General features: G+C 53.0%; 24 protein-coding genes. 16 read left to right on the top strand and 8 right to left on the bottom strand.

The window, feature by feature from the left end:
* The first annotated feature begins 18 nt into the window (after positions 1 to 18).
* From mnmE to QDI87_RS07280, 14 genes are all read left to right on the top strand, one after another.
* Positions 19 to 1,404, top strand: a complete 1,386-nt coding sequence (gene mnmE / locus QDI87_RS07345; RefSeq protein WP_055160479.1) for a tRNA uridine-5-carboxymethylaminomethyl(34) synthesis GTPase MnmE — start codon at positions 19 to 21, stop codon at positions 1,402 to 1,404.
* Positions 1,405 to 1,441: 37 nt separating this feature from the next.
* Positions 1,442 to 3,349, top strand: a complete 1,908-nt coding sequence (mnmG, locus tag QDI87_RS07340; protein WP_278742745.1) for a tRNA uridine-5-carboxymethylaminomethyl(34) synthesis enzyme MnmG — start codon at positions 1,442 to 1,444, stop codon at positions 3,347 to 3,349.
* A gap of 14 nt (positions 3,350 to 3,363) precedes the next feature.
* Entirely contained in the window at positions 3,364 to 4,077 is a 714-nt protein-coding gene (rsmG, locus tag QDI87_RS07335) for a 16S rRNA (guanine(527)-N(7))-methyltransferase RsmG (RefSeq protein ID WP_278742743.1), read from the top strand.
* Between the two features lie 71 nt (positions 4,078 to 4,148).
* A complete protein-coding gene (locus tag QDI87_RS07330) occupies positions 4,149 to 5,072 on the top strand; it encodes an RluA family pseudouridine synthase (protein WP_278742741.1) in 924 nt (307 codons plus the stop codon).
* A gap of 668 nt (positions 5,073 to 5,740) precedes the next feature.
* Positions 5,741 to 7,660, top strand: a complete 1,920-nt coding sequence (gene tet(W), locus QDI87_RS07325) for a tetracycline resistance ribosomal protection protein Tet(W) (protein WP_002586627.1) — start codon at positions 5,741 to 5,743, stop codon at positions 7,658 to 7,660.
* Between the two features lie 50 nt (positions 7,661 to 7,710).
* Complete coding sequence (locus QDI87_RS07320) at positions 7,711 to 8,478, top strand: class I SAM-dependent methyltransferase (RefSeq protein ID WP_002586626.1); 768 nt, start codon at positions 7,711 to 7,713, stop codon at positions 8,476 to 8,478.
* A gap of 171 nt (positions 8,479 to 8,649) precedes the next feature.
* A complete protein-coding gene (locus QDI87_RS07315; RefSeq protein WP_002586616.1) occupies positions 8,650 to 9,072 on the top strand; it encodes a sigma-70 family RNA polymerase sigma factor in 423 nt (140 codons plus the stop codon).
* Positions 9,065 to 9,277 (top strand): helix-turn-helix domain-containing protein, encoded by a 213-nt coding sequence (locus QDI87_RS07310; RefSeq protein WP_002586615.1) that lies wholly within the window; start codon positions 9,065 to 9,067, stop codon positions 9,275 to 9,277. The genes QDI87_RS07315 and QDI87_RS07310 overlap by 8 nt, the downstream gene beginning before the upstream one ends.
* Positions 9,278 to 9,774: 497 nt before the next feature.
* Positions 9,775 to 10,173 carry a plasmid mobilization protein gene (locus QDI87_RS07305; RefSeq protein WP_002596229.1) on the top strand — a complete coding sequence of 133 codons (399 nt, stop codon included), beginning with the start codon at positions 9,775 to 9,777 and terminating at the stop codon, positions 10,171 to 10,173.
* Positions 10,145 to 11,770 carry a relaxase/mobilization nuclease domain-containing protein gene (locus QDI87_RS07300; RefSeq protein WP_002596230.1) on the top strand — a complete coding sequence of 542 codons (1,626 nt, stop codon included), beginning with the start codon at positions 10,145 to 10,147 and terminating at the stop codon, positions 11,768 to 11,770. Before QDI87_RS07305 ends, QDI87_RS07300 begins: the two co-directional genes overlap by 29 nt.
* Positions 11,760 to 12,146, top strand: coding sequence for a cysteine-rich VLP domain-containing protein (locus QDI87_RS07295; RefSeq protein WP_002596231.1), 387 nt, complete (start codon positions 11,760 to 11,762; stop codon positions 12,144 to 12,146). Before QDI87_RS07300 ends, QDI87_RS07295 begins: the two co-directional genes overlap by 11 nt.
* Before the next feature lie 72 nt (positions 12,147 to 12,218).
* Complete coding sequence (locus tag QDI87_RS07290; RefSeq protein WP_006356266.1) at positions 12,219 to 13,013, top strand: replication initiator protein A; 795 nt, start codon at positions 12,219 to 12,221, stop codon at positions 13,011 to 13,013.
* Positions 13,010 to 13,852 carry an ATP-binding protein gene (locus QDI87_RS07285; RefSeq protein WP_002596233.1) on the top strand — a complete coding sequence of 281 codons (843 nt, stop codon included), beginning with the start codon at positions 13,010 to 13,012 and terminating at the stop codon, positions 13,850 to 13,852. The genes QDI87_RS07290 and QDI87_RS07285 overlap by 4 nt, the downstream gene beginning before the upstream one ends.
* 14 nt (positions 13,853 to 13,866) lie before the next feature.
* Entirely contained in the window at positions 13,867 to 14,061 is a 195-nt protein-coding gene (locus tag QDI87_RS07280) for a transposon-encoded TnpW family protein (protein ID WP_002596234.1), read from the top strand.
* Between the two features lie 64 nt (positions 14,062 to 14,125).
* Here QDI87_RS07280 and QDI87_RS07275 read toward each other — a convergent pair whose 3' ends face one another.
* The gene (locus QDI87_RS07275; protein WP_002596235.1) at positions 14,126 to 14,326 is read right to left on the bottom strand and encodes a hypothetical protein; all 201 of its coding nucleotides are present in this window, start codon (positions 14,324 to 14,326) and stop codon (positions 14,126 to 14,128) included.
* A 225-nt stretch (positions 14,327 to 14,551) separates the two neighbouring features.
* Between QDI87_RS07275 and QDI87_RS07270 the strand changes: the two genes are divergently transcribed.
* Both QDI87_RS07270 and QDI87_RS07265 read left to right on the top strand, forming a co-directional pair.
* Positions 14,552 to 16,168, top strand: a complete 1,617-nt coding sequence (locus tag QDI87_RS07270; RefSeq protein ID WP_002596236.1) for a recombinase family protein — start codon at positions 14,552 to 14,554, stop codon at positions 16,166 to 16,168.
* A gap of 140 nt (positions 16,169 to 16,308) precedes the next feature.
* Complete coding sequence (locus QDI87_RS07265) at positions 16,309 to 16,713, top strand: hypothetical protein (protein ID WP_278742736.1); 405 nt, start codon at positions 16,309 to 16,311, stop codon at positions 16,711 to 16,713.
* A 54-nt stretch (positions 16,714 to 16,767) separates the two neighbouring features.
* Here QDI87_RS07265 and QDI87_RS07260 read toward each other — a convergent pair whose 3' ends face one another.
* The 7 genes from QDI87_RS07260 to QDI87_RS07230 form a co-directional block, all read right to left on the bottom strand.
* On the bottom strand, positions 16,768 to 17,712 hold the full coding sequence (locus tag QDI87_RS07260) for a sugar-binding transcriptional regulator (protein ID WP_278742734.1): 945 nt from the start codon (positions 17,710 to 17,712) through the stop codon (positions 16,768 to 16,770).
* Between the two features lie 145 nt (positions 17,713 to 17,857).
* Positions 17,858 to 18,772, bottom strand: coding sequence for a ribokinase (gene rbsK / locus QDI87_RS07255; protein ID WP_005842721.1), 915 nt, complete (start codon positions 18,770 to 18,772; stop codon positions 17,858 to 17,860).
* Between the two features lie 25 nt (positions 18,773 to 18,797).
* On the bottom strand, positions 18,798 to 19,826 hold the full coding sequence (locus tag QDI87_RS07250) for an aldose 1-epimerase family protein (RefSeq protein WP_270842544.1): 1,029 nt from the start codon (positions 19,824 to 19,826) through the stop codon (positions 18,798 to 18,800).
* Between the two features lie 84 nt (positions 19,827 to 19,910).
* The gene (locus QDI87_RS07245) at positions 19,911 to 21,203 is read right to left on the bottom strand and encodes an ISL3 family transposase (RefSeq protein ID WP_072003553.1); all 1,293 of its coding nucleotides are present in this window, start codon (positions 21,201 to 21,203) and stop codon (positions 19,911 to 19,913) included.
* Between the two features lie 120 nt (positions 21,204 to 21,323).
* On the bottom strand, positions 21,324 to 22,661 hold the full coding sequence (gene fucP, locus QDI87_RS07240) for an L-fucose:H+ symporter permease (RefSeq protein WP_270842542.1): 1,338 nt from the start codon (positions 22,659 to 22,661) through the stop codon (positions 21,324 to 21,326).
* Positions 22,662 to 22,704: 43 nt separating this feature from the next.
* Positions 22,705 to 23,346 carry a deoxyribose-phosphate aldolase gene (gene deoC, locus QDI87_RS07235; RefSeq protein ID WP_278742731.1) on the bottom strand — a complete coding sequence of 214 codons (642 nt, stop codon included), beginning with the start codon at positions 23,344 to 23,346 and terminating at the stop codon, positions 22,705 to 22,707.
* Between the two features lie 448 nt (positions 23,347 to 23,794).
* The gene (locus tag QDI87_RS07230; RefSeq protein WP_036378491.1) at positions 23,795 to 25,285 is read right to left on the bottom strand and encodes an aldehyde dehydrogenase family protein; all 1,491 of its coding nucleotides are present in this window, start codon (positions 25,283 to 25,285) and stop codon (positions 23,795 to 23,797) included.
* Positions 25,286 to 25,289 lie beyond the last annotated feature (4 nt).

Here is a 25,289-nt window from a genome sequence, read left to right as displayed (position 1 = left end):
TGAGAAAGGAGACCCAGTATGCAGCAGGGAGATACGATCAGTGCAATCGCGACGCCGCAGGGCGAGGGCGGCATCGGCGTCATCCGCATCAGCGGCGAGCATGCCCTGAAGACGGCCGACAAAGTGTTCCGGGCGAAGAACGGCAAACCGCTCGTCATGGCGGGCAGCCATCGCGCCGTCTACGGCCATATCGTGGATGAGGCGGGCAAGGTCATCGACGAGGCGCTGGCGCTCGTCATGCTAGCGCCGCATTCGTACACGGTGGAGGATGTCGTGGAGCTGCAGTGCCACGGCGGCCTCATGACACTGCGCAAGACGCTGGAGCTCACGTGGAAGGCCGGTGCAAGGCCGGCAGAGCGTGGCGAGTTCACGAAGCGCGCCTTCCTCAACGGGCGTCTTGACCTCTCAGAGGCGCAGGCCGTCATGGACATCATCCAGGCGCGCACGGAGACGTCCCTGACGATGGCGGCCGGCCACCTGACAGGCCACTTTTCGAAGGAGATCCAGTCGATGCGCCACGACGTCCTCGGCATGATCGCGCATATCGAAGCCGCGATTGACTTCCCCGAGGATGAAGTCGACGATATCCTGACGTACGATATCGAGAAAAATGTGGTTGAGATACGCAACAAAATCGCAAATCTATTGAAGACGGCTCATGCCGGCCGGATTCTCCGCGACGGTCTCTTGACGGCTATCATCGGCAAGCCGAATGTTGGCAAGTCGAGCCTGCTCAATTCCCTGCTCCGCGAGGAGCGGGCCATCGTCACGGATGTGCCGGGCACGACGCGCGATTCGATTGAAGAATACGCCGATGTCGGCGGCATCCCGCTGCGCATCATTGACACGGCGGGCATCCGCGCGACGGACGATGTCGTCGAGCGCATCGGCGTCGAGAAGGCGCGCTCCTATGTCAAGGAGGCTTCGCTTATCCTCGCGCTCTTCGACGCCTCGCGCCCGCTCGACAGCGAGGACGCGGAGATACTGAAGCTCGTCCGCGGCCGCGACGCCATCCTGCTGCTCAACAAGGACGATCTCGCAGCCGTTGTCACACCGGCGATGCTGCAGGAGCGCGCCGGAAAGGATGTCACCGTCATCACGATCTCGACGCGCACGCAGGACGGACTCGCCGACCTCACGAATGCCATCACCGCAAAGGTCTACGCAGGCACGCAGGCCGGACAGGAGGGCACCTTTGTCACGGACGCGCGCCAGGCCGAGATCCTGCGCCAGGCGGACGAGCACCTCGAGGCTTCCATCCGCACGATCGAGGCCTCGATGGGCCTCGACTTCATCTCCATTGACCTGCGCTCTGCCTGGGAAAAGCTCGGCGAGCTCACGGGCGAGACGGTCGGGGAGGATATCATCAATGAGATCTTCAGCAAGTTCTGCATTGGCAAATAAATCAGTTCGTACCTAATATAGATAAGGGGGATTTTCGTTGTTTACCGCTGGATCATACGATGTCATCGTCATCGGCGCTGGCCATGCCGGCGTGGAGGCGGCTCTGGCCGCCGCGCGCATCGGCTGCAAGACGCTCCTGGCGACGCTCTCGATGGACAATATCGCTCTGATGCCCTGCAACCCGTCGGTCGGCGGCCCGGGCAAAGGCCATCTCGTGCGCGAGCTCGATGCGCTCGGCGGCGAGATGGGCGTCAATGCGGACAAGACCTGCATACAGTTCCGCATGCTCAACACGGGCAAGGGCCCCGCTGTCCATGCACTGCGCGCGCAGGCGGACAAGAAGCTCTATCAGTTCACGATGAAGGAGACGTGCGAGAAGACAGAGAACCTCGATGTCAAGCAGATCCTCATCACGGACCTGCTGCTCACCGAGGACAAGAAGGCCGTGCGCGGCGTCCTCGTCGAGACGGGGGAGGTCTACCTCGCGCCGGCCATCATCATGGCGACGGGCACGTACCTCAAGGGCCGCATCATCGTCGGCGAGCACACCTACAGCGGCGGCCCGAACGGGCAGCGCCCGGCGATGAAGTTCTCGGATTCGCTCAAGGCGGCGGGCATCCGCCTCATGCGCTTCAAGACGGGCACGCCGGCCCGCGTCGACGCCCGCACGCTCGACTACGAGAAGATGCAGATCCAGCCGGGCGACGAGGAGGCGCGCAACTTCTCGTTCATGAGCGACGAGCGGACGCGCGAGCAGGTGCCATGCTGGCTGACCTACACGAACGAAGCGACGCACAAGATCCTGCGCGACAACATGGACCGCGCGCCGATGGCGAACGGCATCATTGAGGGCATCGGCCCGCGCTACTGCCCGTCCATCGAGACGAAGATCCTGCGCTTCCCAGACAAGGACCGCCATCAGCTGTTCCTCGAGCCGGAGGGCCTGCACACGAATGAAGTCTACGTGCAGGGCATGAGCACGAGCATGCCGATGGACGTGCAGCTCGCCTTCCTCAAGACGATACCGGGCCTCGAGCATGCGCACGTCATGCGCGCGGGCTATGCGATCGAGTACGACTGCATCGACCCGACGCAGCTCAAGCCGACGCTGGAGTTCAAGGATATCCGCGGCTTCTTCTCGGCAGGGCAGGCCAACGGCACGTCGGGCTACGAGGAGGCGGCCGCGCAGGGCATCATCGCCGGCATCAATGCGGCTATGTTCATCCAGAAGCGAGAGCCTCTCATTCTCAAGCGTTCGGAGGCTTACATCGGCGTGCTCATTGATGACCTCGTGACGAAGGGCACGAATGAGCCGTACCGCATCATGACAAGCCGTGCAGAATATCGTCTCCTTTTGCGCCAGGACAATGCCGACCTGCGCCTGACGCCGTACGGCCGTCGCGTCGGCCTCGTCAAGGACGACCGCTGGGCGCGCTTCACCAGAAAGAAAGAGGCCATCGAAGCGGCGATGAAGCTGCTCAAGGAGACGAATATCAACCCGAGCCAGGAGACGAACGCCCGCCTGCAAGAAGTGGGCATCGAGCCCATCAAGAGCGCGCAGCCGCTTGCCGACCTGCTGCGCCGCCAGCAGGTCGACTATGAGAAGCTGCGCCTCGCGTATCCCGAACTGCCGGAGCTCGCGAAGGAAGTTCGCCAGCAGGTGGAGACTTCGATTCTCTACGAGGGCTACATCAAGAAACAGCTAGAGCAGGTCGCGCACATGGAGAAGCTCGAGGCGAAGCTTCTGCCAGAAGATATTGATTATCAGGACGTGCCTAGTCTGCGCGATGAGGCGCGCGAGAAACTCGCGGCCATCCGCCCGCGCTCGGTCGGTCAGGCTGGGCGCATCAGCGGTGTCTCGCCGGCCGATGTGTCCGTGCTGCTCGTCTGGCTCGAGCAGCAGAAGCGTCTTCATGATGCAGCGAAACAGAATGAGGAAGATTGAGAGGGGGAAGAGCAATGTTTCGAGATGAGATGAAGAAAGCAGCGGAGGACTTCGGCCTGACGCTCAGCGAGAACCAGCTCGCGCAGTTCACGCGCTACTACGAGCTGCTGGTGGAGTGGAATGAGAAAATGAATCTCACTGCCATTACGGAGGAGCATGAAGTCGCCGTCAAGCACATGGTCGATTCGCTCTCCGCTTACGATCCGGCCCTCTTTGATGGTGAGATATCGATAATTGATGTCGGAACTGGCGCGGGCTTTCCCGGCCTGCCGCTCAAGATCTTCTGCCCGCAGGTGCACCTGACGCTCATGGATTCCCTGAACAAGCGCGTCAATTTCCTGCAGACAGTCGTCGATGAGCTCGGCCTCGAAGATGTGGACTGTGTCCATGCGAGAGCAGAGGAGGGGGCGCGCATGAAGAAGTACCGCGAGCAGTATGACCTCGCCGTCTCGCGCGCCGTCGCCCGCCTGCCAATCCTCTGCGAGTACTGCCTGCCGTTCGTCAAGCGCGGCGGCCACTTCCTCGCACTCAAGGGCAGGGCGTATGCCGAGGAAGTCGAGGAAGCGGCGAAAGCCATCAAAGTCATGGGCGGCAGCCACACTGATGTGCGCGAAGTCCACCTGCCCGGCCTTGATGACAAGCGCGCCATCATCACTGTGACGAAGACCATGCCGACGCCCAAAGCCTATCCGCGAAAGGCCGGCACACCGGCAAAGAATCCGCTTTAATGCATTTTAGACAAAGGGGATGTTTCACGTGAAACATCCCCTTTTGCTTTTGGAAGAAAGGAAGAAACCCATTGAAGATTTCCTACACCGTAGATGCTGCCCATGACGGCAGGGAATTGCGCCAACTCGTGCGCGCGCCGCTCGGGCTCTCGGCGAAGCTCTGGAAGCACATCAAGTGGAACGGCACAATCCTCGTCAATGGGAAGCAGCATGGCGATGCCCGCCTGCGCGTCCGTACAGGCGATGAACTGACACTGCTCTGGCAAGAAGCCTCGCCCGTCGTGCCCGTCAACCTGCCGCTCGCCATCCTCTACGAGGATGAAACCTTTCTCGTCGTCAACAAGCCCGCGGACATGATTGTCCATCCGACGCACCGCGCGGCGCGCGATACGCTCGTCCATGCCGTGGCCGGCTATTTCGAGCGCAGGGGAGAAGCAGCCGGTATCCATCCGCTCTATCGGCTCGACCGAGGCACAACGGGCATCGTCATCCTCGCCAAATCCGCGCGCATCCAGCACGCGATGACAAAGCATCACGGTCAGATCTACCGCGAGTACCTGGCACTGGTGCGAGGCAATCTGGACCGTCCAAGCGGCTGCATCGACATGCCAATCGGCCGTGACCCGAGCAAGGCGAATCACTGGCAGGTGCGCGCCGATGGCAGGCGCGCCCTGACGGAGTACGAGACGATCGCATCGTGGCCATCATATTCCCTGCTCAAGATCCATCTGCTGACGGGCCGCACCCACCAGATCCGCGTCCACTTCGCCGCCCTCGGCCATCCTCTTTTAGGCGACACTGCCTATGGCGCCCCAGGTGATGCTATCTCGCGCCAGGCCCTGCACGCCTGGCGTATCCACTTCCACCATCCCGATACCGGCAAAGAGATTCACATCGAAGCTCCCCTTCCCGAAGACATGCACCATCTCATCGGTTCTGATATTGTTTCACGTGAAACATTCATAGAGGAGAGGGGAGGTAGAATAGCGAAATAATCCTTGAAGCAATGCTCATGTACGGTAAGGAAGCAAGCAACCGAAAACAAGAGATAGACCGCCAGCACTACACTATTCCGAACCAAAGACCAAAAGATAAGCATTGTGGGAAAATCTAAACTTTTGGATTTTCCTACAATGCCAACTACGGCGGAATCCCTCCCACTCCTTATATCTTTCTGTATACATTGAATTTGTATTTAGTAAAATGCAGACAACACCACGGATCGGCTTTTGGTTGGACAATTCCAACCAAACACCACAGCAGACAGCAGAAAACATTCTGAACGCTAGGAAGCCGGTATGATTGTTACATATAAGGGGAAGAAAAATTTCTTTTAGGTACTTGCTTTCCTAAAACTGATGTGATACAATGATTTAATCCAGAAAAGGAGTAAAAAATATGCGGCAAGGTATTCTTAAATAAAACTATAATCAAATAGTGGGAACAAAGGATTATGATAGCTCCTTTTGTAGGGGCTTAGTTTTTTGTACCCAATTTAAGAATACTTTTGCCTTATCAATTTTGACATATCCCCAAAAACAGCAATCACAAACAGGTGTATGCTGTATATGTGTATGTCCGCAACTTATAATCCCCAGTGGTAAAAGTATTTTACTGCTGGGGATTTTTATGCCCTTTGGGGCTGTAAAGGGAGGACAATCACATGAAAATAATCAATATTGGAATTCTTGCCCATGTAGACGCTGGAAAGACGACCTTGACGGAGAGCCTGCTATATGCCAGCGGAGCCATTTCAGAACCGGGGAGCGTCGAAAAAGGGACAACGAGGACGGACACCATGTTTTTGGAGCGGCAGCGTGGGATTACCATTCAAGCGGCAGTCACTTCCTTCCAGTGGCACAGATGTAAAGTTAACATTGTGGATACGCCCGGCCACATGGATTTTTTGGCGGAGGTGTACCGCTCTTTGGCTGTTTTAGATGGGGCCATCTTGGTGATCTCCGCTAAAGATGGCGTGCAGGCCCAGACCCGTATTCTGTTCCATGCCCTGCGGAAAATGAACATTCCCACCGTTATCTTTATCAACAAGATCGACCAGGCTGGCGTTGATTTGCAGAGCGTGGTTCAGTCTGTTCGGGATAAGCTCTCCGCCGATATTATCATCAAGCAGACGGTGTCGCTGTCCCCGGAAATAGTCCTGGAGGAAAATACCGACATAGAAGCATGGGATGCGGTCATCGAAAATAACGATGAATTATTGGAAAAGTATATCGCAGGAGAACCAATCAGCCGGGAAAAACTTGCGCGGGAGGAACAGCAGCGGGTTCAAGACGCCTCCCTGTTCCCAGTCTATCATGGCAGCGCCAAAAATGGCCTTGGCATTCAACCGTTGATGGATGCGGTGACAGGGCTGTTCCAACCGATTGGGGAACAGGGGGGCGCCGCCCTATGCGGCAGCGTTTTCAAGGTTGAGTACACCGATTGCGGCCAGCGGCGTGTCTATCTACGGTTATACAGCGGAACGCTGCGCCTGCGGGATACGGTGGCCCTGGCCGGGAGAGAAAAGCTGAAAATCACAGAGATGCGTATTCCATCCAAAGGGGAAATTGTTCGGACAGACACCGCTTATCAGGGTGAAATTGTTATCCTTCCCAGCGACAGCGTGAGGTTAAACGATGTATTAGGGGACCAAACCCGGCTCCCTCGTAAAAGGTGGCGCGAGGACCCCCTCCCCATGCTGCGGACGACGATTGCGCCGAAAACGGCAGCGCAAAGAGAACGGCTGCTGGACGCTCTTACGCAACTTGCGGATACTGACCCGCTTTTGCGTTGCGAAGTGGATTCCATCACCCATGAGATCATTCTTTCTTTTTTGGGCCGGGTGCAGTTGGAGGTTGTTTCCGCTTTGCTGTCGGAAAAATACAAGCTTGAAACAGTGGTAAAGGAACCCTCCGTCATTTATATGGAGCGGCCGCTCAAAGCAGCCAGCCACACCATCCATATCGAGGTGCCGCCCAACCCGTTTTGGGCATCCATAGGACTGTCTGTTACACCACTCTCGCTTGGCTCCGGTGTACAATACGAGAGCCGGGTTTCGCTGGGATACTTGAACCAGAGTTTTCAAAACGCTGTCAGGGATGGTATCCGTTACGGGCTGGAGCAGGGCTTGTTCGGCTGGAACGTAACGGACTGTAAGATTTGCTTTGAATACGGGCTTTATTACAGTCCGGTCAGCACGCCGGCGGACTTCCGCTCATTGGCCCCGATTGTATTGGAACAGGCATTGAAGGAATCGGGGACGCAGCTGCTGGAACCTTATCTCTCCTTCATCCTCTATGCGCCCCAGGAATACCTTTCCAGGGCTTATCATGATGCACCGAAATACTGTGCCACCATCGAAACGGCCCAGGTAAAAAAGGATGAAGTTGTCTTTACTGGCGAGATTCCCGCCCGCTGTATACAGGCATACCGTACTGATCTGGCCTTTTACACCAACGGGCGGAGCGTATGCCTTACAGAGCTGAAAGGATATCAGGCCGCTGTCGGTCAGCCGGTCATCCAGCCCCGCCGTCCAAACAGCCGCCTGGACAAGGTGCGCCATATGTTTCAGAAGGTAATGTAAAGATACATAATCGTCAAGACGGCAACAATCAGAAGTTATGGAGGGTAACAATGGAATATAGTAAGGAAGATTTAATGGAAGCAAAAAAGCAAATTTGGGGAGTGGGAGAGAACATGGGAACAGAGGAAAGTAAAAAAATCTGGGAGGAGAACGCACAATTTTGGGATAATGCAATGGGTGACGAATCTAATGAATTTCACAGAGAGGTAGTGCGTCCCAAAGTAACGGAACTTCTATCTCCTAATCCTGCGGATTACATTTTGGATATTGCGTGTGGCAATGGAAATTATTCTTCGTATCTTGCACAAAGAGGCGCTTCGGTTGTCGCTTTTGATTACAGCAAAAAAATGATAGAATTGGCTAAAAGACGGCAATCACAATATGCAAAACAAATTGAATTTTGTGTGGCGGATGCGACCGATAGAAAAAGTATATTAGAATTAAAAAGAAATCGAGCCTTTACGAAAGCAGTTTCTAATATGGCAATTATGGATATTACGGATATTGAACCACTTCTTATGGCTGTTTATGAACTGTTGCAGGAAAGCGGAATTTTTGTCTTTGCAACGCAACACCCTTGTTTTGTCACGTTGACTGAAAAATATATGACACCGCACAGTTACTATGATATAGCGATTGAAGGGCAACCGAAAGAGCAGATTTATTATCATCGTTCCATACAAGATATTTTTAACCTTTGTTTTAGAGCTGGATTTGTCATTGATGGATTTTATGAAGAATGTTTTAAAACCAACAAAGAAATTCCTATGGTAATGATAGTAAGGCTTAAGAAGGTAAAACGTGATAGCTTAAAATAAATTCAAGTTTGTCGGGTAAATAGCAAACCCAGCCGAGCCAGTCAACGGTCAAGATGAACGGCGCATATGCGCAGCCGTTGACAGCCCCGCCCGCCTTTGCTGGTAGGCAATCAAGGGGCGACAGCAAGAAGTGCCACCGCCCCGCACTATTATTCAGAAAGGGGAATTTCCATGACCGACCAGATAGCCTATCAAGAATATATCCAGCGCAGGTACAACGCCTTTTGCAAGACTGTTATCCGCTGTGCCGCCTTGGACAAGATTTTGAAGCTTAAACGGCAATGGGAACGGCAAGTTTCCCTTGACTATCTGATGAACGAGAAGTTTGTCCAGTTTGCCGCGTCGGAGCCGGACGAGGAATACCCATTTACCGTCTGCGGTCAGACCGTCCTGCTCTGCAACGCCGCCCTTGCCGACGCGATCTCTGTTTTGCCGGAGCAGACGCGGGAAGAAATCCTGCGCTATTACTTTCTGCGCCAGCCGCAGCGCGTGATCGGCGCGTGTATTGGCCGGTCACGCAGCACAGCGGGGCGGCATATCCAGCTTGCCTTGCAGCGGCTACGCGAAGAAATGGGGGTGAGCCGGTATGAGTAGACTTCTCCCCTATGAAACAATCCTCAAAGCCCGTGAGGGCGACCCAGAAGCCGTGAACGCTGTCCTGCTCCACTACGCCGGATATATCCGCTATTTCTCAAAAGTGAACGGGCAGGTCAACGCCGAGGTGGAGGACTATGTAAAGCAGCGGTTAATTGACTGTCAATTCAAGTTCCGGCTTGACGAACCACCGGACAAGTCATAAAAACTGAATACCAGCCGCCACCGACGCGGCCAGCGAAAGCAGTAAGTCTTGAAAAAGATTTACTGCTTTTTTTGTTGTCCGGCTCCGCTCCCGGCCATTTTGCCCCCTGCCGGTTGTAGTAGTAAGCGAGGAGGGAATTTTTCTGCCCTGGTGTTTGGCATTTGGAGCATTTACCCGTAGTAGAGGGCAAAGAGAAAGGATTTCTCCAACACCGGGTAGAAACCACTGCGTCCGGTGTCATTTTAGCGAAAGCGGGCAGGAATGCCCTTTACAGGATTAGTAGTAGCAGAAAAAGAGAAACAAACTTTTGTGGTTGCAGTTTTCCAAAAAAGTGGCGGACGGAAGTGAGAGAAAGTTTGCAGTCACGGAGAGCAAGTTTCTACCACGGTGCCAAAATCCGCAATTCTGCAGTTTTGCCCCTCGCGGGAAACTTGTTGGGGAGTGCCTTCCCCAAACCCTGCTCATGCGCCCTTACGGGCGAGAAAGGAGGTCACACCATGCGAAAGAAATACAACACGCCCCACCGCAGCCGCGTTGTGAAAACCCGGCTGTCCGAAGATGAGTATGCCGACTTCACAGCGCGGCTTGCGCCCTATGGTATCAGCCAGTCCGAATTTCTCCGGCAGGCGATACGGCGGGCGACCATACGCCCGGTTGTCCATGTGTCGTCGGTCAATGACGAGTTGCTTTCCGCTGTCGGGAAGCTGACAGCCGAGTACGGCAGGATCGGCGGCAACCTCAATCAGATTGCCCGGTATCTGAACGAATACGGCGTACCCTACAACACCCTTTCCGGCGAGGTACGCGCCGCCATATCCGACCTTGCCGTCCTCAAGTATGAAGTCCTCAAGAAAGTAGGTGACGCGGTTGGCAACACTCAAGCATATCAACTCTAAAAACGCCGACTACGGAGCCGCCGAGCAATATCTTCTCTTTGAGCATGACGAGTTTACCATGAAGCCCGTCCTTGATGAAACCGGCAGGCTTATCCCCCGCGAGGACTACCGGCTGTCCACGCTGAACTGCGACGGGGAGGATTTTGCCGTTGCGTGTATGCGGGCCAATCTCCGCTATCAGAAAAACCAGCGGCGGGAAGATGTGAAAAGCCACCACTACATCATCAGCTTTGACCCGCGGGACGGGCCGGACAACGGCCTGACCGTAGACCGGGCGCAGGCGTTGGGGGAACAATTCTGTAAAGAGCATTTTCCCGGCCACCAGGCCCTTGTCTGCACCCACCCGGACGGGCATAACCACAGCGGCAACATTCATGTGCATATCGTCATAAACAGCCTGCGGATTGAGGAAGTGCCGTTCCTGCCCTACATGGACAGGCCGGCCGATACGAAAGTCGGCTGCAAGCACCGATGTACCGACGCTGCCCTGCGCTACTTCAAATCCGAAGTCATGGAGATGTGCCACCGGGAGGGGCTTTATCAAATCGACCTCTTGAACGGCAGCAAGAACCGCGTCACCGACCGGGAGTATTGGGCGCAGAAAAAGGGACAGGCCGCGCTGGACAAGCAGAACGCCCCCATGATTGCCGATAGTATCACGCCCCGGCAGACCAAGTTTGAAACGAACAAGGAGAAGCTGCGGCAGACCCTACGGAAAGCCCTTGCCACCGCCGCCAGCTTTGACGAGTTTTCCTCTCTGTTGCTGCAGGAGGGTGTGACCGTCAAGGAGAGCCGGGGGCGGCTTTCCTACCTCACGCCGGACAGGACAAAGCCAATTACCGCCCGGAAGCTGGGCGACGATTTTGACCGCGCCGCTGTCTTTGCCGTTTTAGAGCAAAACGCCGCCAGAGCAGCCGAAGCGCCAGCCAGATCCCCCGATCCCCCACGCACCATAAAAGACCGCTTGCAGGTTGCCAGAGCCGAGATAGCCGCCCCGAAACAGGACGGAGTGCAGCGGCTTGTGGACATTGAGCAGAAAATGGCCGAGGGCAAAGGCCGGGGCTATGAACGCTGGGCGAAGATACACAATCTGAAGCAGGCCGCCAAAACGCTGTCCGTCTACCAGCAATACGGCTTTACTTCCCCGGAGCAGTTAGAAGCCGCCGTTGACACCGCCTATCAGAAAATGCGCCAGACCAGCGGCGAACTGAAAGCACTGGAAACGAAGCTGCAAGGGAAAAAGAAGTTGCAGCGGCAGGTGTTGGCCTACGCCCAGACCAAGGCCGCCCGCGACGGGCTGCGGGCACAGAAATCCGAGAAAGCCCGCGCCGCATACCGGCAGGCCCATGAGAGCGATTTTATCATAGCCGACGCAGCAGCCCGGTATTTCAAGGCGCATGGCATTACCAAGCTGCCCGCCCGGAAAGCGTTGCAGGCCGAGATCGAGCAGCTTATCTCCGAGAAAGACGGCCTGTATAACACCTATCACGAACAGAAACAGCGGTTCAAGGAGTTGCAGACCGTCAAGCGGAACATCGACCAGATTTTGCGCCGGGACGAGCCGCACCGCAGAAAGGAGCAGAGCCATGAGCGATAACCTGCCCCACATGGACTACCGCCAGCACCGGCGGGCGCGGCGGCTGGTACATGAGTGCTGTAACTACGATGAGGGGAACTGCCTGCTATTGGACGACGGGGAGCCTTGCGTGTGCGTCCAGAGCATTTCCTTTTCCCTCATGTGCCACTGGTTCCGTGTGGCTGTCCTGCCCCTTGACGGGGAGCTGGCCGCAGCCCTCTTGTGCCGGGGAAGCCGGAAACGGTGTGCCGTCTGCGGGGCGGCCTTTGTCCCCAAATCCAACCGGGGAAAATACTGCCCCGACTGCGCCGGGCGCATGAAGAAAATCAAAGCCGCCGAGAGAAAGCGGAAACAAAGGCAGAGATGTCACGCTTTAGAGCCTTTCAAACCCGCATAAATCAAGGCTTTTTTCGTGGGTGTCAAAGGGTACGCGATACATTTATCCTTTTCCCCCGGAAACGGCGTTTTAATGCGTGACAATACGCCAAAATCAACCCGAACACAGGGAGGTGATCCTATCGCTGATTATATCAGGGCAGACACGCGGCTGCCCGCCTATCTGCCGTATCCCCGTTTCCTGCTGAAAATGGAGATTTCACAGACCGCCAAGCTGCTGTATTCGCTGCTGTTAGACCGTTCCACCCTCTCCCAGAAAAACAAGTGGCTGGACGACGAGGGCAGGATTTATATTATCTATCCCATCGCGGAGATAGCAGAAATACTGGATAAAGGCAGCACCACCATCAAGGGGGCGCTTAATGAACTGGACACGGCGGGGCTGTTGGAACGGGAACGGGGCGGCTTCTCCGCACCGAACCGGCTTTATGTCAAAGTACCGCCAGTGCCACAGGTACAGTTTTCAGACCAACTGATGGCCGGAAGTCCGCCCCTCATAGAGCCGGAAAACCGTCCTACTGATGGTCAGAAAACCGACCTTATGATGGTCGGAAAACCGTCCCCTAACCAAACTACTATAAACAACCTTACAGAGAGCCAAACAAAGGGAGTGAGTGGGGGGCCGTCCGCGCCCTATGGCCGATATGGAAATATTTTTCTGTCACAGACCGAATACGACGAGTTGCAGGCAGAGTACCCTGACAGGCTGGAACGGTTCATCGAGGAAATGAGCCGCTACCTTGCCGCCAACGGGAAAAGCTACCAGAACTATGCCGCCGCCCTGCGGATATGGGCGGGGAACGACAAAAAGGAAGCCCCTAAAAAGGGCATACCAGACTACTCATGCAAGGAGGGCGAGAGTTTATGAAGAATGAAATCAACGCGGTTTTGGAGAATATGACGACCACCATCCCGGAGCCGGAGGACTACACCGGCGAGGACGGTTTACTGTACTGCGGCAAGTGCCGCAAGCCGAAAGAAGCCTATTTTGCGCCGGATAAGGCCGCTATCTTCGGGCGCGACCGCCACCCGGCAGAGTGCGACTGCCAGAGAACCGCCCGCGAGGAACGGGAAGCCGCCGAAAAGCGGCGCAGACACCTTGACACCGTGGAAGAACTGAAACGCCGGGGCTTTACCGACCCCACCATGCGGGACTGGACTTTCGAGAACGACAACGGCAGGAACCCGCAGACCGGGCTTGCCCGCCGGTATGTGGAGCATTGGGAAGATATGCGGACAGACAATATCGGCTGCCTGTTCTGGGGCGGCGTAGGCACCGGCAAAAGCTACCTTGCAGGCTGTATCGCAAACGCCCTCATGGAGAAAGAAATCCCCGTCCGCATGACGAACTTTGCTCTTATCCTCAATGACCTTGCCGCCAGCTTTGAGGGGCGCAACGAGTACATTTCCCGCCTTTGTCGTTATCCGCTGCTGATCCTTGACGACTTCGGCATGGAACGCGGGACGGAATACGGGCTGGAACAGGTGTTCAATGTGATTGACAGCCGTTACCGCAGCGGCAAGCCGCTGATCGTCACGACCAACCTTACGCTGGACGACCTGCACAACCCGGAGGACACCGCCCATTCCCGGATTTATGACCGCCTGCTTTCCATGTGCGTCCCGGTACGCTTTACCGGCGACAACTTCCGGCAGGAAACCGCCAAGCGGAAAATGGAGAGCATGAAGAAACTGATTACCGACTGAAAGGAGTATTGCCTATGGCAGATAACAAGCAGCACGACACCCGCACCACCCGCCGCCCTGACTGTGTGACGGAAATCCGCATGGGCAATTCCGTCCTTGTCGTGTCCGGCTATTTCAAGAAAGACACCACAACCACAGCCGCCGACAAAATGGCGCGGGTACTGGAAGCGGAAGCCGCTGCTACACAGGAGCCGACTTATCCGGCGTGAACCGGGGCATGGAAAAGCGGCCATGCCAGGGAGCATGACCGCTGGAACGAAAATCGGAAGTGCTTTAGCAATTCTTAATCTCATTCTCTATAAAATAATTTGCAATTTCAAAGGCTTTTATTCTTCTCTTTGCCAATGTGATTTGTGATTTATAACGCTCGGAATTATCCTTTGATTCAAATGTTTTTACTGTTTCTCTTAGCTTGTGCAGAGTTGAATCAATTTGCCTTTTGGCCGCGGTTAATTCATCTATTGTATACTTCATGTTTTCTCCTTTAACTTCTGATTTTTTTGTTAAATCAGAGTATACCACGGAGTTATGAACTTTTCTACTGCAAATATGGGACGACAACCCATACCATAAAAATCGGAAAATTGAAAAGCTGTAAAGAAGCAAATTTAACGCTTTTGCCGCTGTACAGCCCCCGCCGTTCCGTGGTACAATGAAACCACGGAATAGTGGGGCTGGCTGTCGGAAACGGAGGATTTTATGTTAAGACAAGCCACCCAAAACCTCATTACCGCCCTTTATCCGAGATTGTCCCACGAGGATGAATTGCAAGGCGAGAGTAATTCCATATCGAACCAAAAAAGGATACTCGAAACCTACGCAAAACAGAACGGCTTTACCAATCTGCGCTGGTACACCGACGACGGTTTTTCCGGCGCGAACTTCCAGCGGCCCGGATTTCAAGCCATGCTTGCGGACATTGAAGCCGGGAAAGTGGGTACGGTCATCGTCAAGGACATGAGCCGGTTAGGGCGAAACTACTTGCAGGTAGGGTTTTACACGGAAATGCTGTTCCCTCAAAAGGGTGTGCGTTTTATCGCTGTCAACGATAATGTGGACAGTGCCAGCGAGGGCATGGACAACGATTTTACCCCGCTGCGAAATCTGTTCAATGAATGGCTGGTGAGAGATACGAGCAAGAAAATCAAGGCAGTGAAAAAGTCAAAAGGCATGAGCGGCAAGCCTGTTACCAGCAAGCCGGTTTACGGCTATGTGATGGACGAGGACGAGAATTTTATTATAGACGAGGAAGCCGCCCCGGTGGTGCAGCAGATTTACCAGCTTTGCCTTGCCGGGAACGGCCCGACCAAGATTGCCCGTATGCTGACGGAGCAGCAAATCCCCACGCCGGGGACGCTGGAATATCAGCGGACAGGCAGCACCCGCCGTTATCACCCAGGCTATGAGTGCAAATGGGCGACCAACACCGTCGTTCATATCCTCGAAAACCGAGAGTACACCGGATGTCTGGTGAACTTCAAAACGGAAAAGCCTTCTTATAAGGTCAAGCACAGCATAGAGAACCCCGTCGAGAAGCAGGCCATTTTCGAGAACCACCATGAGCCGATCATCGACAAGGAAACATGGGAACGGGTGCAGGAGTTACGCAAACAGCGCAAACGCCCGAACCGCTACGATGAAGTGGGGCTGTTCTCCGGGATTTTGTTCTGCGCCGACTGCGGCCATGTGCTGTATCAGCAGCGGTATCAGAACAAAGACCGCAAACAGGACTGCTACATCTGCGGCAGCTACAAGAAGCGCACCCGCAACTGTACGGCGCACTTTATCCGCACCGATCTGTTGACCGCTGGTGTCCTGGCAAATCTCCGGCAAGTGACCGAATACGCAGCCAAGCATGAGAGCCGGTTTGTGAAACTACTTGTCCAGCAGAACGAGATCGGCGGCAAGCGAAAGACCGCCGCAGCCATCAAGCAGCTTGAACAGGCGCAGGAACGCATTTCTGAAATCAGCCGCATTATCAAGCGGCTGTATGAGGACAATGTAAACGGCAAAATCAGCGATGAGCGTTTCATGGAACTGTCGGCTGACTACGAAGCCGAGCAAGCGGAGCTGAAAAAGAGAGCCGCCGCCCTGCAAGCCGAACTGGACAAGTCACAGGCAGCTACCGTCAACGCCGAGAAATTTATGGGCATTGTCCGCAAGCACCTTGCCTTTGAAGAACTGACCCCCACTCTCTTGCGGGAAATGATCGAGAAAATTGTGGTGCATGAGTGCAGCTATGATGAGAACGGCACCCGCAGGCAGGACATTGAGATTTATTACAGCTTTGTCGGCAAGATTGACTTGCCCGAATAACCGCCCGACCTATCCGACACAATGGCCAAGTGTCGGATAGGAACGGCAAAATTTTTTGCACTTCTATTGCTTCTTTATCACACATAAGCAAAGATTACCGAAATCAATTCGGCATCGATTGCAGAAAGGTTGTGGTTGTTTTGGATACTGCTGTTTGGCAGGCGCATCTCTTACCGGCGCTAGCCATCGGGCTGGCTGCATTCATGCAGGGCATCACGGGATTTGGGCTCGTGATCATCGCGGCGTCCTTGCTCATGATTCTCTACTTCGCCTACACCGAGCTGACGCCAGCAGAGCTGCGCGGCACGAGCGTCGTCTTCTTCCTGATCAGCGGCATCATCTCCATCGGTTTCTCCCTGTTCCAGGGCGTGCCGATGTACGCCGCCGCCGTGGAATCGATCTATCTCATCCCAGCCCTCGTCATCGGCCTCCTTCTCGGCCACGCCGTCATCCGCTTCGTCTCCGTCAAGCTCTTCTGCTTCATGATCTTCTTCATGCTCTACTTCATCTGTGCCTACATGTTCTACGAGCTCGCCGTGCAGTGAAATCAAAAATAGGCGTCGATGTTTCACGTGAAACATCGACGCCTATTTTCGTTTTCAGTTCATTTCTTTTAAGGCGAGGGCTGTATATTGATCGGTGATCAATACATTCATATAACCAGCTTTGAGCGCTGCATGGATGGCCCGGAGCTTTTCTTTGCCCCCGGCAACAAGGATGCGCGTTTCCTTGTTTTGAAATTCATCGAGACGGATGCCGACCGTACGGTTATCGAGCTCTTCATCGACAATCTTTCCGTCGTCGTCGTAGAAGCGGGAGCAGAGATCGCCAGCAGCCTTTTTGCTCAAGAGCTCTCGGTCTTTTTCGTTGATGTAGTAACCGAGATGGAAGAGGATGGATTCATCTGTGGCTGGACCGACCGTCACGATTGCGATATTCGCTCGTTTGCCCATGTCGAGAATGTTCTTTACGTATTTGTCATGCTCGACTAAGCGCTTTACTTCCATATTGTCGAACATGACAGGAATGGGCAGGAAGATTCCTGTGGTGGAAAAGGCCCGAGCGACAAGTGTGACAATCTCATGCGCATACGTGTTGAGCTTTGAGTAGCTGATGCCGCCTTTCAACTGTACGACTTGTACATCTTTGACTGGCTTTGCCTTGAGATCCTGGGCCATTCGATAAAGGGAAGAGCCCCATCCTATACCGATGATGTCGTGATCCTTGACGATATTATATAGATATTCAGCGGCTTTTAGACCGATGGCTTTTTTTATTTCTCGGTTATCGTTGAGCGGTGCGTTTGCTATCTTCACAGTCTTCAGATTGTATTTCTGACACAGTTCATCAGCCAGAGAAAGACCCCGTTCGGTAGGATCGATGATCTTGATCTGAACAAAGCCCCTGTCCTTAGCATATTGCAATAAACGTGAAACAGAAGGTCGCGATATGCCAAGCTCATTGGCTATTTTCTGTTGGCTCATATCGGATTCATAATATAGTCTGGCAGCATCGATGCTCAGCCGATCTTTATCTTGATCCATATCCTCATCTCCCCTTACATTCCCGGTAAATCTTCTATCTGAACCTATTATATATCGGATGTTGCTGATGGTTCAAATAATGGGCATAGAAAAATGGCTCTCCTTGATGAAATGAGGAGAGCCATTTTTCAGATGTAGATAGGACTTACTCTTTGAGCAATTTCAGCACATCTTCTTTTTCAGGATAGGACTTCTGCGTACCGCGCTTCGTGACGCTGAGTGCAGCAAAGGCACTGGCTGTCTTCATCGAGGAGAGGATGTCGCCAGTCTGCACGTAGCAGCAAGCAAAGCAGCCGATATAGGCATCTCCAGCACCAGACGTATCGATGGCATTGACTTTGAATGGCTTTACGAGATGCTTTCCTTCTTTGCTGATCCACATGGATCCATGAGACCCCATGGTGACGATGACATTTTTCAGGCCTCGATCGACAAGACTCTTAGCCGCGGCTTCCACTTCATCTAGTGTCGAGACTGGCATCTCTGTCAAGATGGCTAACTCTGTTTCGTTCGGCATGAAGAAGTCACATTGGCAAGCCTTGTCTATGAGTAACTCCTTTGTTGCTGGTGCAGGATTTAACAATACTGGGATTCCGTGTTTTTTACCGAAGTCGATGGCGTAATATACGGTTTCCAGAGAAATCTCTAACTGTAGGATGATTAGCTGGCAGTTCTTGAGATCTTCTTCTGCGTCATCGATGTCTTTGGGCAACAGGTATTGATTGGCACCCTTGATGATCAAGATGCTGTTCTGTCCGCTTTTGTCAACAAAGATTGGTGCAACGCCACTGGATACACCAGGAACTTTCTGCACATATTTTGTGTCGATACCAGCTTTCTGGAAGTTAGCGATGGTATTATCTGCAAAGGCATCATCACCGACTTTTGTCATCATCAGGACATCGGCGCCGTATTTTGCGGCTGCAACGGCCTGATTCGCGCCTTTGCCTCCGCAGCCCATTGAGAAGTCAGGAGCTTCCAGCGTTTCGCCGAGCACAGGCATGCGTGTGATATATGAGGTCAGGTCGACCATATTGGACCCGATTACTGCTATTTTCATGGGAATGCTTCCTTTCTTGATGGTGTCATTTCAGTCCGGTCAGTACCGTGAAGGTTTTCTTTTCATTGGGCTTCAAGTAGAGAAGCGTGCCAGCTTTCTTGGCTGCGAGGAAGCCTTCCGGACGGCAGGTGGCAGGCAGGACAAAAGCGGCTACCTGAAGGTCGTCGTTCTTCATGATCCAGCGGGTAGCGCTGGTGAAGTCTTTTGTGGAGAAATCTGTGCGGAAGCCATAGCCTTTCGGAGAATCAATCTCCACCGTGACATTCGGGGCATACTGGTCGATATGGTCTGCCATGAAGACGATTTCAGGATCGTACATATCAGGCTGGTCGAGAACCTCTAAGCTGCGCCCTTCCTTTTGCAGTTTCTTGATCTCTTCATTGTAAGCAAGCCATTTTTCAGTTGGATGGACATGCGACGGGATGGATTCGCGCAGTTTGAATGCCGTGGCAGGGATGTTGGAGGAAATGCGTCCCTGATCAACATAAGCATAGTTCATATGGCACATGTACTGCAGAGGCATCTCTGTGCAGGTGAGATTCGTGACTTCCATGTGGATGGTGAAACGGGTGGCATCTTTTTTCAGGGAGACACTTGGCTGTGCGATGTAATGATAGCCGAAGCCCTGGCAATATTCGTACTTGCTGACGAGCGATACCGTGTCCTCACTGATCTCAAGCCACGCTTCATCCATCTTGGCACAGGAGAACTCGCCATGCATGGGATGTGTATCTTCAGGGCCAGGGCAGCCGTTGGCCAGTAACCCGGAATGGAAAGCGAAGCAACCGTATGTGTCAACGATGCATGTTGCTGGTTTTGGTTCCTTGAAGATGTTCTTGAGGCGCAGGCTGATGCCATTGAATTCAGCATCCCAGATAATCTGTCCCATGTAGGGGAGTAATTCCACATATCCCTTTGCATTCGCTATCTTCACGGATTCAATGCCGGAAGGATAACGGAACAAGGTCACCTTGAAATCATCATTCTCTAGGATCGTTGTTATATTTTCCTTGAAATACGATTTATTCAGACAAATTTTGGTAGCAATAGACATGGAAAAGACCTCCTATACAAATCGATTGACAACCATGAAATTATTTGAGGCATCATCAGTTTGTGTGGAGAAATTCCCAGCCTGCTAAGTAGCTTCATAATCCCATGGTAACCTTACATCAATGTCGGAGCAGCGGAGCATAATCATATCAATCATGTTGTCTATATTACGAAATCCGTAGGCCATGTAAACGGATAGCTTGATTTTCCGATTGGTCGCCTCCAGTACGGCGTTGGACAGATGATGCTCCATTGTTGCCAGTATGGCATCGTAGTGACGGCGTATTTTCCGTTGGAGCTCGACAAACACATTGATGCGACAGTGCTGAGCCCATTTAATCCATCCGTCCAGTTCTTTCTTGGCGATAGCGACATTCTCGCACTGGAAAACAAGACGGAGTTTCTCTTTTAGCAGATAGGCACGATACAGCCGCTTGTCAGCCTTGGCAATGAATTCAAGCTGAGCTTGCTGTTTCTTGGTGAGATGCTCCGGAGCCTTTCCCAGAGCAAACCGAGAGCCTTTCAAGTCTTTGGCTGTGGTATCTTTCTTGGGACGACCGCGTTTCTTCGGAGTCTTATCTGCTGGATTCCTCAAGGCATCACGCCATGCTAAACGACGCACCTCGTCAAGGGCTTCAGTAGCCCACTGTACAACGTGGAACGGGTCAATGCATCGCTTGGCTACCGGACAAAAATCGTTGATGCATGCCTGAATCCATTTGGCACCATCACCAGATACAAGCTGTATATTGGCCAGTTGTTCTTTGCTCAGCAGCTTGAAGAACTTGGTGAAAATGGTCTTGCCATGTCCTTCATGAGCCCAGATAACCTTACCTGTGTCATGATTGATGACCACCGTTATGTACTTGTGTCCCTTCTTGTAGCTGGTTTCGTCAACGCCTATGCGGACAAGTCCCACGAAGTGTGCGGCTGGATTTGCATCAAGTTCAGCCCGCATCCTGCTAATGATAGAGCCGATGGTATTCCAAGAAATCCTGAGCAAAGAGGCAACAGCGGTTTTCGTGCAGGACAAGGAGAGCCAAGTGGCCAGCTCCTCAAATTCCTTTGTAAAACGGGACTTATGCCTTGCCCAAGGAACAGATGCCGTAACGACCCCATGTTTGGGGCACATGACACGATGTATATCTGCTACAATATAGACTTTGTGGGTATTCCAGTCGCAAGCCCGCCAAGAACGGGTGCCACCGCGGCCATTGTCATAGTGGACAGATTTTCTGCCACATATGCCGCAACGGCATTGTTCGTCTTTGGTAGGATGTGCCTTGATGACAATTGTTCCATCTGGCAAAATTTTCATGTCATCTATAGCGGTATGCTTGACATTTAGGATTGATTTGAGTATCTTTTTGGTGAGCATACATTTCCCCCGTACGATGTGTTTTTTAGCCGAAAATATCGTACAGGAAAATGTATGCTTTTTCAATGGTCATAAGGGATGGGAAGAGTTAGTTCCCCACACATTCTGATGGAGTGCCAATTATTTTTGTGCGAGCATCGTATTGGCATCTTGACCGACTTTTGATTCAGCACGGTACTTCTGATAGAAGTAGAAGCCGACATAGAGGAAGCAGAAGAAGTTGACAATGAACGAGAACTGCATGGATCCAGTTATATCAGAGACATATCCCTGGATTGCCGGAACGATGGCACCACCGATGATGGACATGACCAAGACAGCGCCGGCCGTAGCCGTGTACTTTTTGTCGACCGTTTTGAGCGTCTCACCGTAAATGGTAGCCCAGCAGGGACCCATCAGGATGCTGATCGCGACAGCGGCATAGACCGCCGTGAAGCTTGGGATAAAGGAAACATAGAGTACCAGAAGGCAGCCGATGACGGAGTAGGCAACGAGTACTTTATTCGTGGAGAAACGTGCGAGAAGGAAGTTGGCGATGAATTTGCCGACAAAGAAGCAAGCGTAGCTGATGACCATGAAATTGGCGGCCATGCGCTCATTGATGGAGGCATCCATTGTCAGAGCCAGGCGGATGGTGAAGGACCAAACTGCTACTTGCATGCCGACATAAAGGAATTCTGCCGCGATACCTTTCTTGAATTTGTGGTTGCCAACAAGATAACGCAACGTTTCGCCGATGCTGGGATCTTCTGCCTTTGGTGCATCTTTAGGTGCAACTGGTTTGCAAGATGGGTATTTTGTCAAGGCAAAGAGAAGAAGAACAGCTAAGAGCACGATGATTAGGACACGATATGGTTCCAGGGTATTCATCAGCATGTCGAGACGGTAAGCATGAGCTTCTTCTGCCGTCATGCTGGCAATCTGCGCAGCCATGCTCTGTCCATCTTCAAAAATCAGATACTTGCCAAGCAGGATGCCTGCGGCCGCACCGATGGGGTAGAATGTCTGACTGATGTTCAGACGCAAGGTTGAATATTTCTCAGGTCCAAGCATGGTGCTGTAAGTATTCGAAGCAGTTTCTAGGAAGCCAAGGCCGATAGCGATGGCAAATACAGCTGCAAGGAACATCGTGTAAGTGGCCATGTGGGATGCAGGGAAGAAGAGTGAGCAGCCGACGATATAGAAAATCAAGCCGCATAGAATAGCTGTTTTATAGGTAGTCTTCTTGATGACCATCGACGCTGGAATGGAAATCAAGAAATATCCGCCATAGAAGGCACTCTGTACCAATGCACTGGCGAAGTCGCTTAAATCAAAGACACTCTTGAACTGCGTAATCAATACATCGTTCAAGCTTGCTGCTGCTCCCCACAAGGGGAACAGGCAGGAAAGAAGAATGAACTGAAAAATTGGGGTCTTGTTGAGATAGCCATTATCATATTGGATCCATTTTGCCATGTTCTCTTTCCTCCTATTCTGATTTCATGATGGATTCCGGGGATTAGCCCTGCATAATATCGACACCGTGGCTGGTGCCGATACGGTTGGCACCGGCGGCTACCATGGCTTCGGCTTCTTTGCGGTCGCGGACGCCGCCAGATGCCTTGACACCCATATCAGGACCGACGGTCTTGCGCATGAGCTTGACATCTTCAATTGTAGCGCCACCCTTGGAGAAGCCCGTCGAGGTCTTGACAAAGTCAGCGCCTGCCTTCTTGGCGAGTTCACAAGCCTTCACTTTCTCTGCATCCGTCAACAGGCAGGCTTCGATAATAACTTTCGTTGTTTTACCCTGTGCTGCCTCTACAACTGCACGAATGTCATTTTCTACATAATCATATTCTCCATCCTTAAGGAAGCCAATTGGGATGACCATATCAACTTCATCAGCACCGTCAGCGATAGCCTGTTTCGTCTCAAAGGCTTTGACAGAAGTCGGTGTAGCTCCTTCTGGGAAGCCGATGACCGTGACGACGTTGACATCAGAGTCAGCGAGTTCTTTGTGGGCATAGGAAACCCAGATTGGGCTGATGCAGACAGAAGCGAAGTGATACTGTTTTGCCTCAGAGAGAATCTTGTCGATATCTTTCTTTTGAGCATCTGGCTGGAGATATGTGTGATCAATGAATTTAGCGAGTTCCATTTTTATCCTCCTGTAAATCAATTGTTATTGTTCTGACATGATTTATCATACCACTTGTTAGAACAAATGTAAAGATGAAAATGAACAAAATTTACAAAGACATATTTCGCGATAATTTTGTCCGCAAGGTGCGGAGAGAGGTTTTCTTTAGCACAGACAAAAATCCCGGCGCATGAGCAGTACGCCGGGATTTTTGCTGTGTATTATATCTTAGGAGAGCTTTGCGCTTCTTGAAAGAAGCTGCTAACGAAAGCCTATAGATAATATAGCATACATGAGAATGAATATCAATAGTGTTTTAAAAAATTTTACGGGAGGAATGTCCTCGCCTGTCTGGATCGGGCACTGCTCCTGAACAGGCAAAAGGCTGCCGGACTTGCGGCAGCCTTTTGCTGTATATGAGGAAGAAGCAGGATGGGAGTGTGGTAAGCCAGGGAGCGGCGGCGCGTTACTTCTGCGAGTAGAAGCCGGATGGCTGTCCCGAGAGATTGACGAGGATGTTCTTCATCTGCGTGTAGTGCTCAAGGATGACTTTGTGCGTCTCGCGGCCGATGCCGGACTGCTTGTAGCCGCCGAACGGCGAGCCCTCAGGGATCTGGTTGTAGGTGTTGACCCAGACGCGGCCCGTCTCGATGGCGTTGGCGACACGGAATGCGCGGTTTATATCCTGTGTCCAGACCGCGCCGCCAAGGCCGTAATCGCTGTCATTGGCCATCTTGATCACTTCTTCTTCCGTCTTGAATTTGATGACGACGGCGACAGGTCCGAAGATCTCTTCGCGGGCAACGCGCATATCGTTCGTAGCATCGGTGATGAGTGTCGGCTTCATGAAGATGCCGTTCTTGAGCGCACCGTCAGTTGCCCGTTCACCGCCGCAGGCGATGGTCGCACCTTCTTTTTTCGCGAGTTCGACATAGGAGAGGACCTTATCGAGCTGCGCTTTATAGATCGTCGCGCCGAGCTGCGTGTCTTCCTTCCACGGCAGGCCGATCTTGACTTTGTTGAAGCGGTTGACGAGTTCGGCTACGAATTCGTCATAGATATCCTCCTGAACGAAAATGCGAGAACCAGCGCAGCAGACCTGTCCCTGATTGAAGAGGATGCCGAGCTGGGCACCATCATAAGCTTGTTCGAGGTTGCAGTCCGCGAAGAAGATGTTCGCGGATTTGCCGCCGAGCTCGAGCGTGGCCGGGATGAGTTTTTCGGCCGCAGCTTTGGCAACGGAAAGACCGACTTCCGTTGAGCCTGTGAATGCCAGTTTGCAGAAGCCCTTGTGGTCGAGCATGTACTGACCGGCTTTCGAGCCTGCGCCCGTGATGACGTTGAAGACACCTGGCGGCAGGATATCCTTGATGAGATCGGCAAAGTACAGCACGGAAAGAGAGGTTGTCTTTGACGGTTTCAGGACCGTGCAGCAGCCGCTTGCGAGTACCGGTGCGAGTTTCCACGCTGCCATGAGGAACGGGAAGTTCCACGGTACGATCTGGCCGACTACGCCAATCGGCTCACGCAGGATGATGCTCATGGTCGTATTGTCTAGCATCGTGGCGGAGCCTTCCTCGGCGAGAATGCAGCCGGCAAAGTAACGGAAATGAGCGGCGGAAAGCGGCACATCGATATTCTTTGTCTCGCGGATGGGCTTGCCGTTGTCGAGGGTCTCGATGAGCGCGAGTTCGTCTGTATGCGCATCGATGATGTCGGCAATCTTGTTGAGAAGGGTGGCACGCTCCTTGACCGTGGTCTTTTTCCACGTGGCAAAGGCTTTCCAGGCTGCGTCTACGGCAGCATCGACATCCTGCGACGTGGCTTCTGCACAGCTGGCAAGTTTGTCACCAGTCGCAGGGCAAAAAGAATCAAATGTCTTGCCATCGGCTGACGGACGCCAGGCTCCGTCGATGAAAAGGCCATACTGACTGTTCAATTTCGTAACTGGAATCATGCGA

It is taken from the genome of Mitsuokella jalaludinii, assembly GCF_928722185.1.
Taxonomy (GTDB): Bacteria; Bacillota; Negativicutes; order Selenomonadales; family Selenomonadaceae; genus Mitsuokella; species Mitsuokella jalaludinii.
This window is presented reverse-complemented; position numbering and strand designations above follow the sequence as displayed.

Coding starts and splice junctions, on each gene's coding strand:
- QDI87_RS07295 (WP_002596231.1), top strand. CDS start 11,760: ATGAGCGATAACCTGCCCCACATGGACTACCGCCAGCACCGGCGGGCG.
- mnmE (WP_055160479.1), top strand. CDS start 19: ATGCAGCAGGGAGATACGATCAGTGCAATCGCGACGCCGCAGGGCGAG.
- deoC (WP_278742731.1), bottom strand. CDS start 23,346: ATGGAACTCGCTAAATTCATTGATCACACATATCTCCAGCCAGATGCT.
- QDI87_RS07305 (WP_002596229.1), top strand. CDS start 9,775: ATGCGAAAGAAATACAACACGCCCCACCGCAGCCGCGTTGTGAAAACC.
- QDI87_RS07270 (WP_002596236.1), top strand. CDS start 14,552: ATGTTAAGACAAGCCACCCAAAACCTCATTACCGCCCTTTATCCGAGA.
- QDI87_RS07245 (WP_072003553.1), bottom strand. CDS start 21,203: ATGCTCACCAAAAAGATACTCAAATCAATCCTAAATGTCAAGCATACC.
- QDI87_RS07260 (WP_278742734.1), bottom strand. CDS start 17,712: ATGGATCAAGATAAAGATCGGCTGAGCATCGATGCTGCCAGACTATAT.
- QDI87_RS07285 (WP_002596233.1), top strand. CDS start 13,010: ATGAAGAATGAAATCAACGCGGTTTTGGAGAATATGACGACCACCATC.
- fucP (WP_270842542.1), bottom strand. CDS start 22,661: ATGGCAAAATGGATCCAATATGATAATGGCTATCTCAACAAGACCCCA.
- QDI87_RS07315 (WP_002586616.1), top strand. CDS start 8,650: ATGACCGACCAGATAGCCTATCAAGAATATATCCAGCGCAGGTACAAC.
- QDI87_RS07250 (WP_270842544.1), bottom strand. CDS start 19,826: ATGTCTATTGCTACCAAAATTTGTCTGAATAAATCGTATTTCAAGGAA.
- QDI87_RS07275 (WP_002596235.1), bottom strand. CDS start 14,326: ATGAAGTATACAATAGATGAATTAACCGCGGCCAAAAGGCAAATTGAT.
- QDI87_RS07280 (WP_002596234.1), top strand. CDS start 13,867: ATGGCAGATAACAAGCAGCACGACACCCGCACCACCCGCCGCCCTGAC.
- QDI87_RS07310 (WP_002586615.1), top strand. CDS start 9,065: ATGAGTAGACTTCTCCCCTATGAAACAATCCTCAAAGCCCGTGAGGGC.
- QDI87_RS07290 (WP_006356266.1), top strand. CDS start 12,219: ATGCGTGACAATACGCCAAAATCAACCCGAACACAGGGAGGTGATCCT.
- rsmG (WP_278742743.1), top strand. CDS start 3,364: ATGTTTCGAGATGAGATGAAGAAAGCAGCGGAGGACTTCGGCCTGACG.
- rbsK (WP_005842721.1), bottom strand. CDS start 18,772: ATGAAAATAGCAGTAATCGGGTCCAATATGGTCGACCTGACCTCATAT.
- QDI87_RS07230 (WP_036378491.1), bottom strand. CDS start 25,285: ATGATTCCAGTTACGAAATTGAACAGTCAGTATGGCCTTTTCATCGAC.
- QDI87_RS07320 (WP_002586626.1), top strand. CDS start 7,711: ATGGAATATAGTAAGGAAGATTTAATGGAAGCAAAAAAGCAAATTTGG.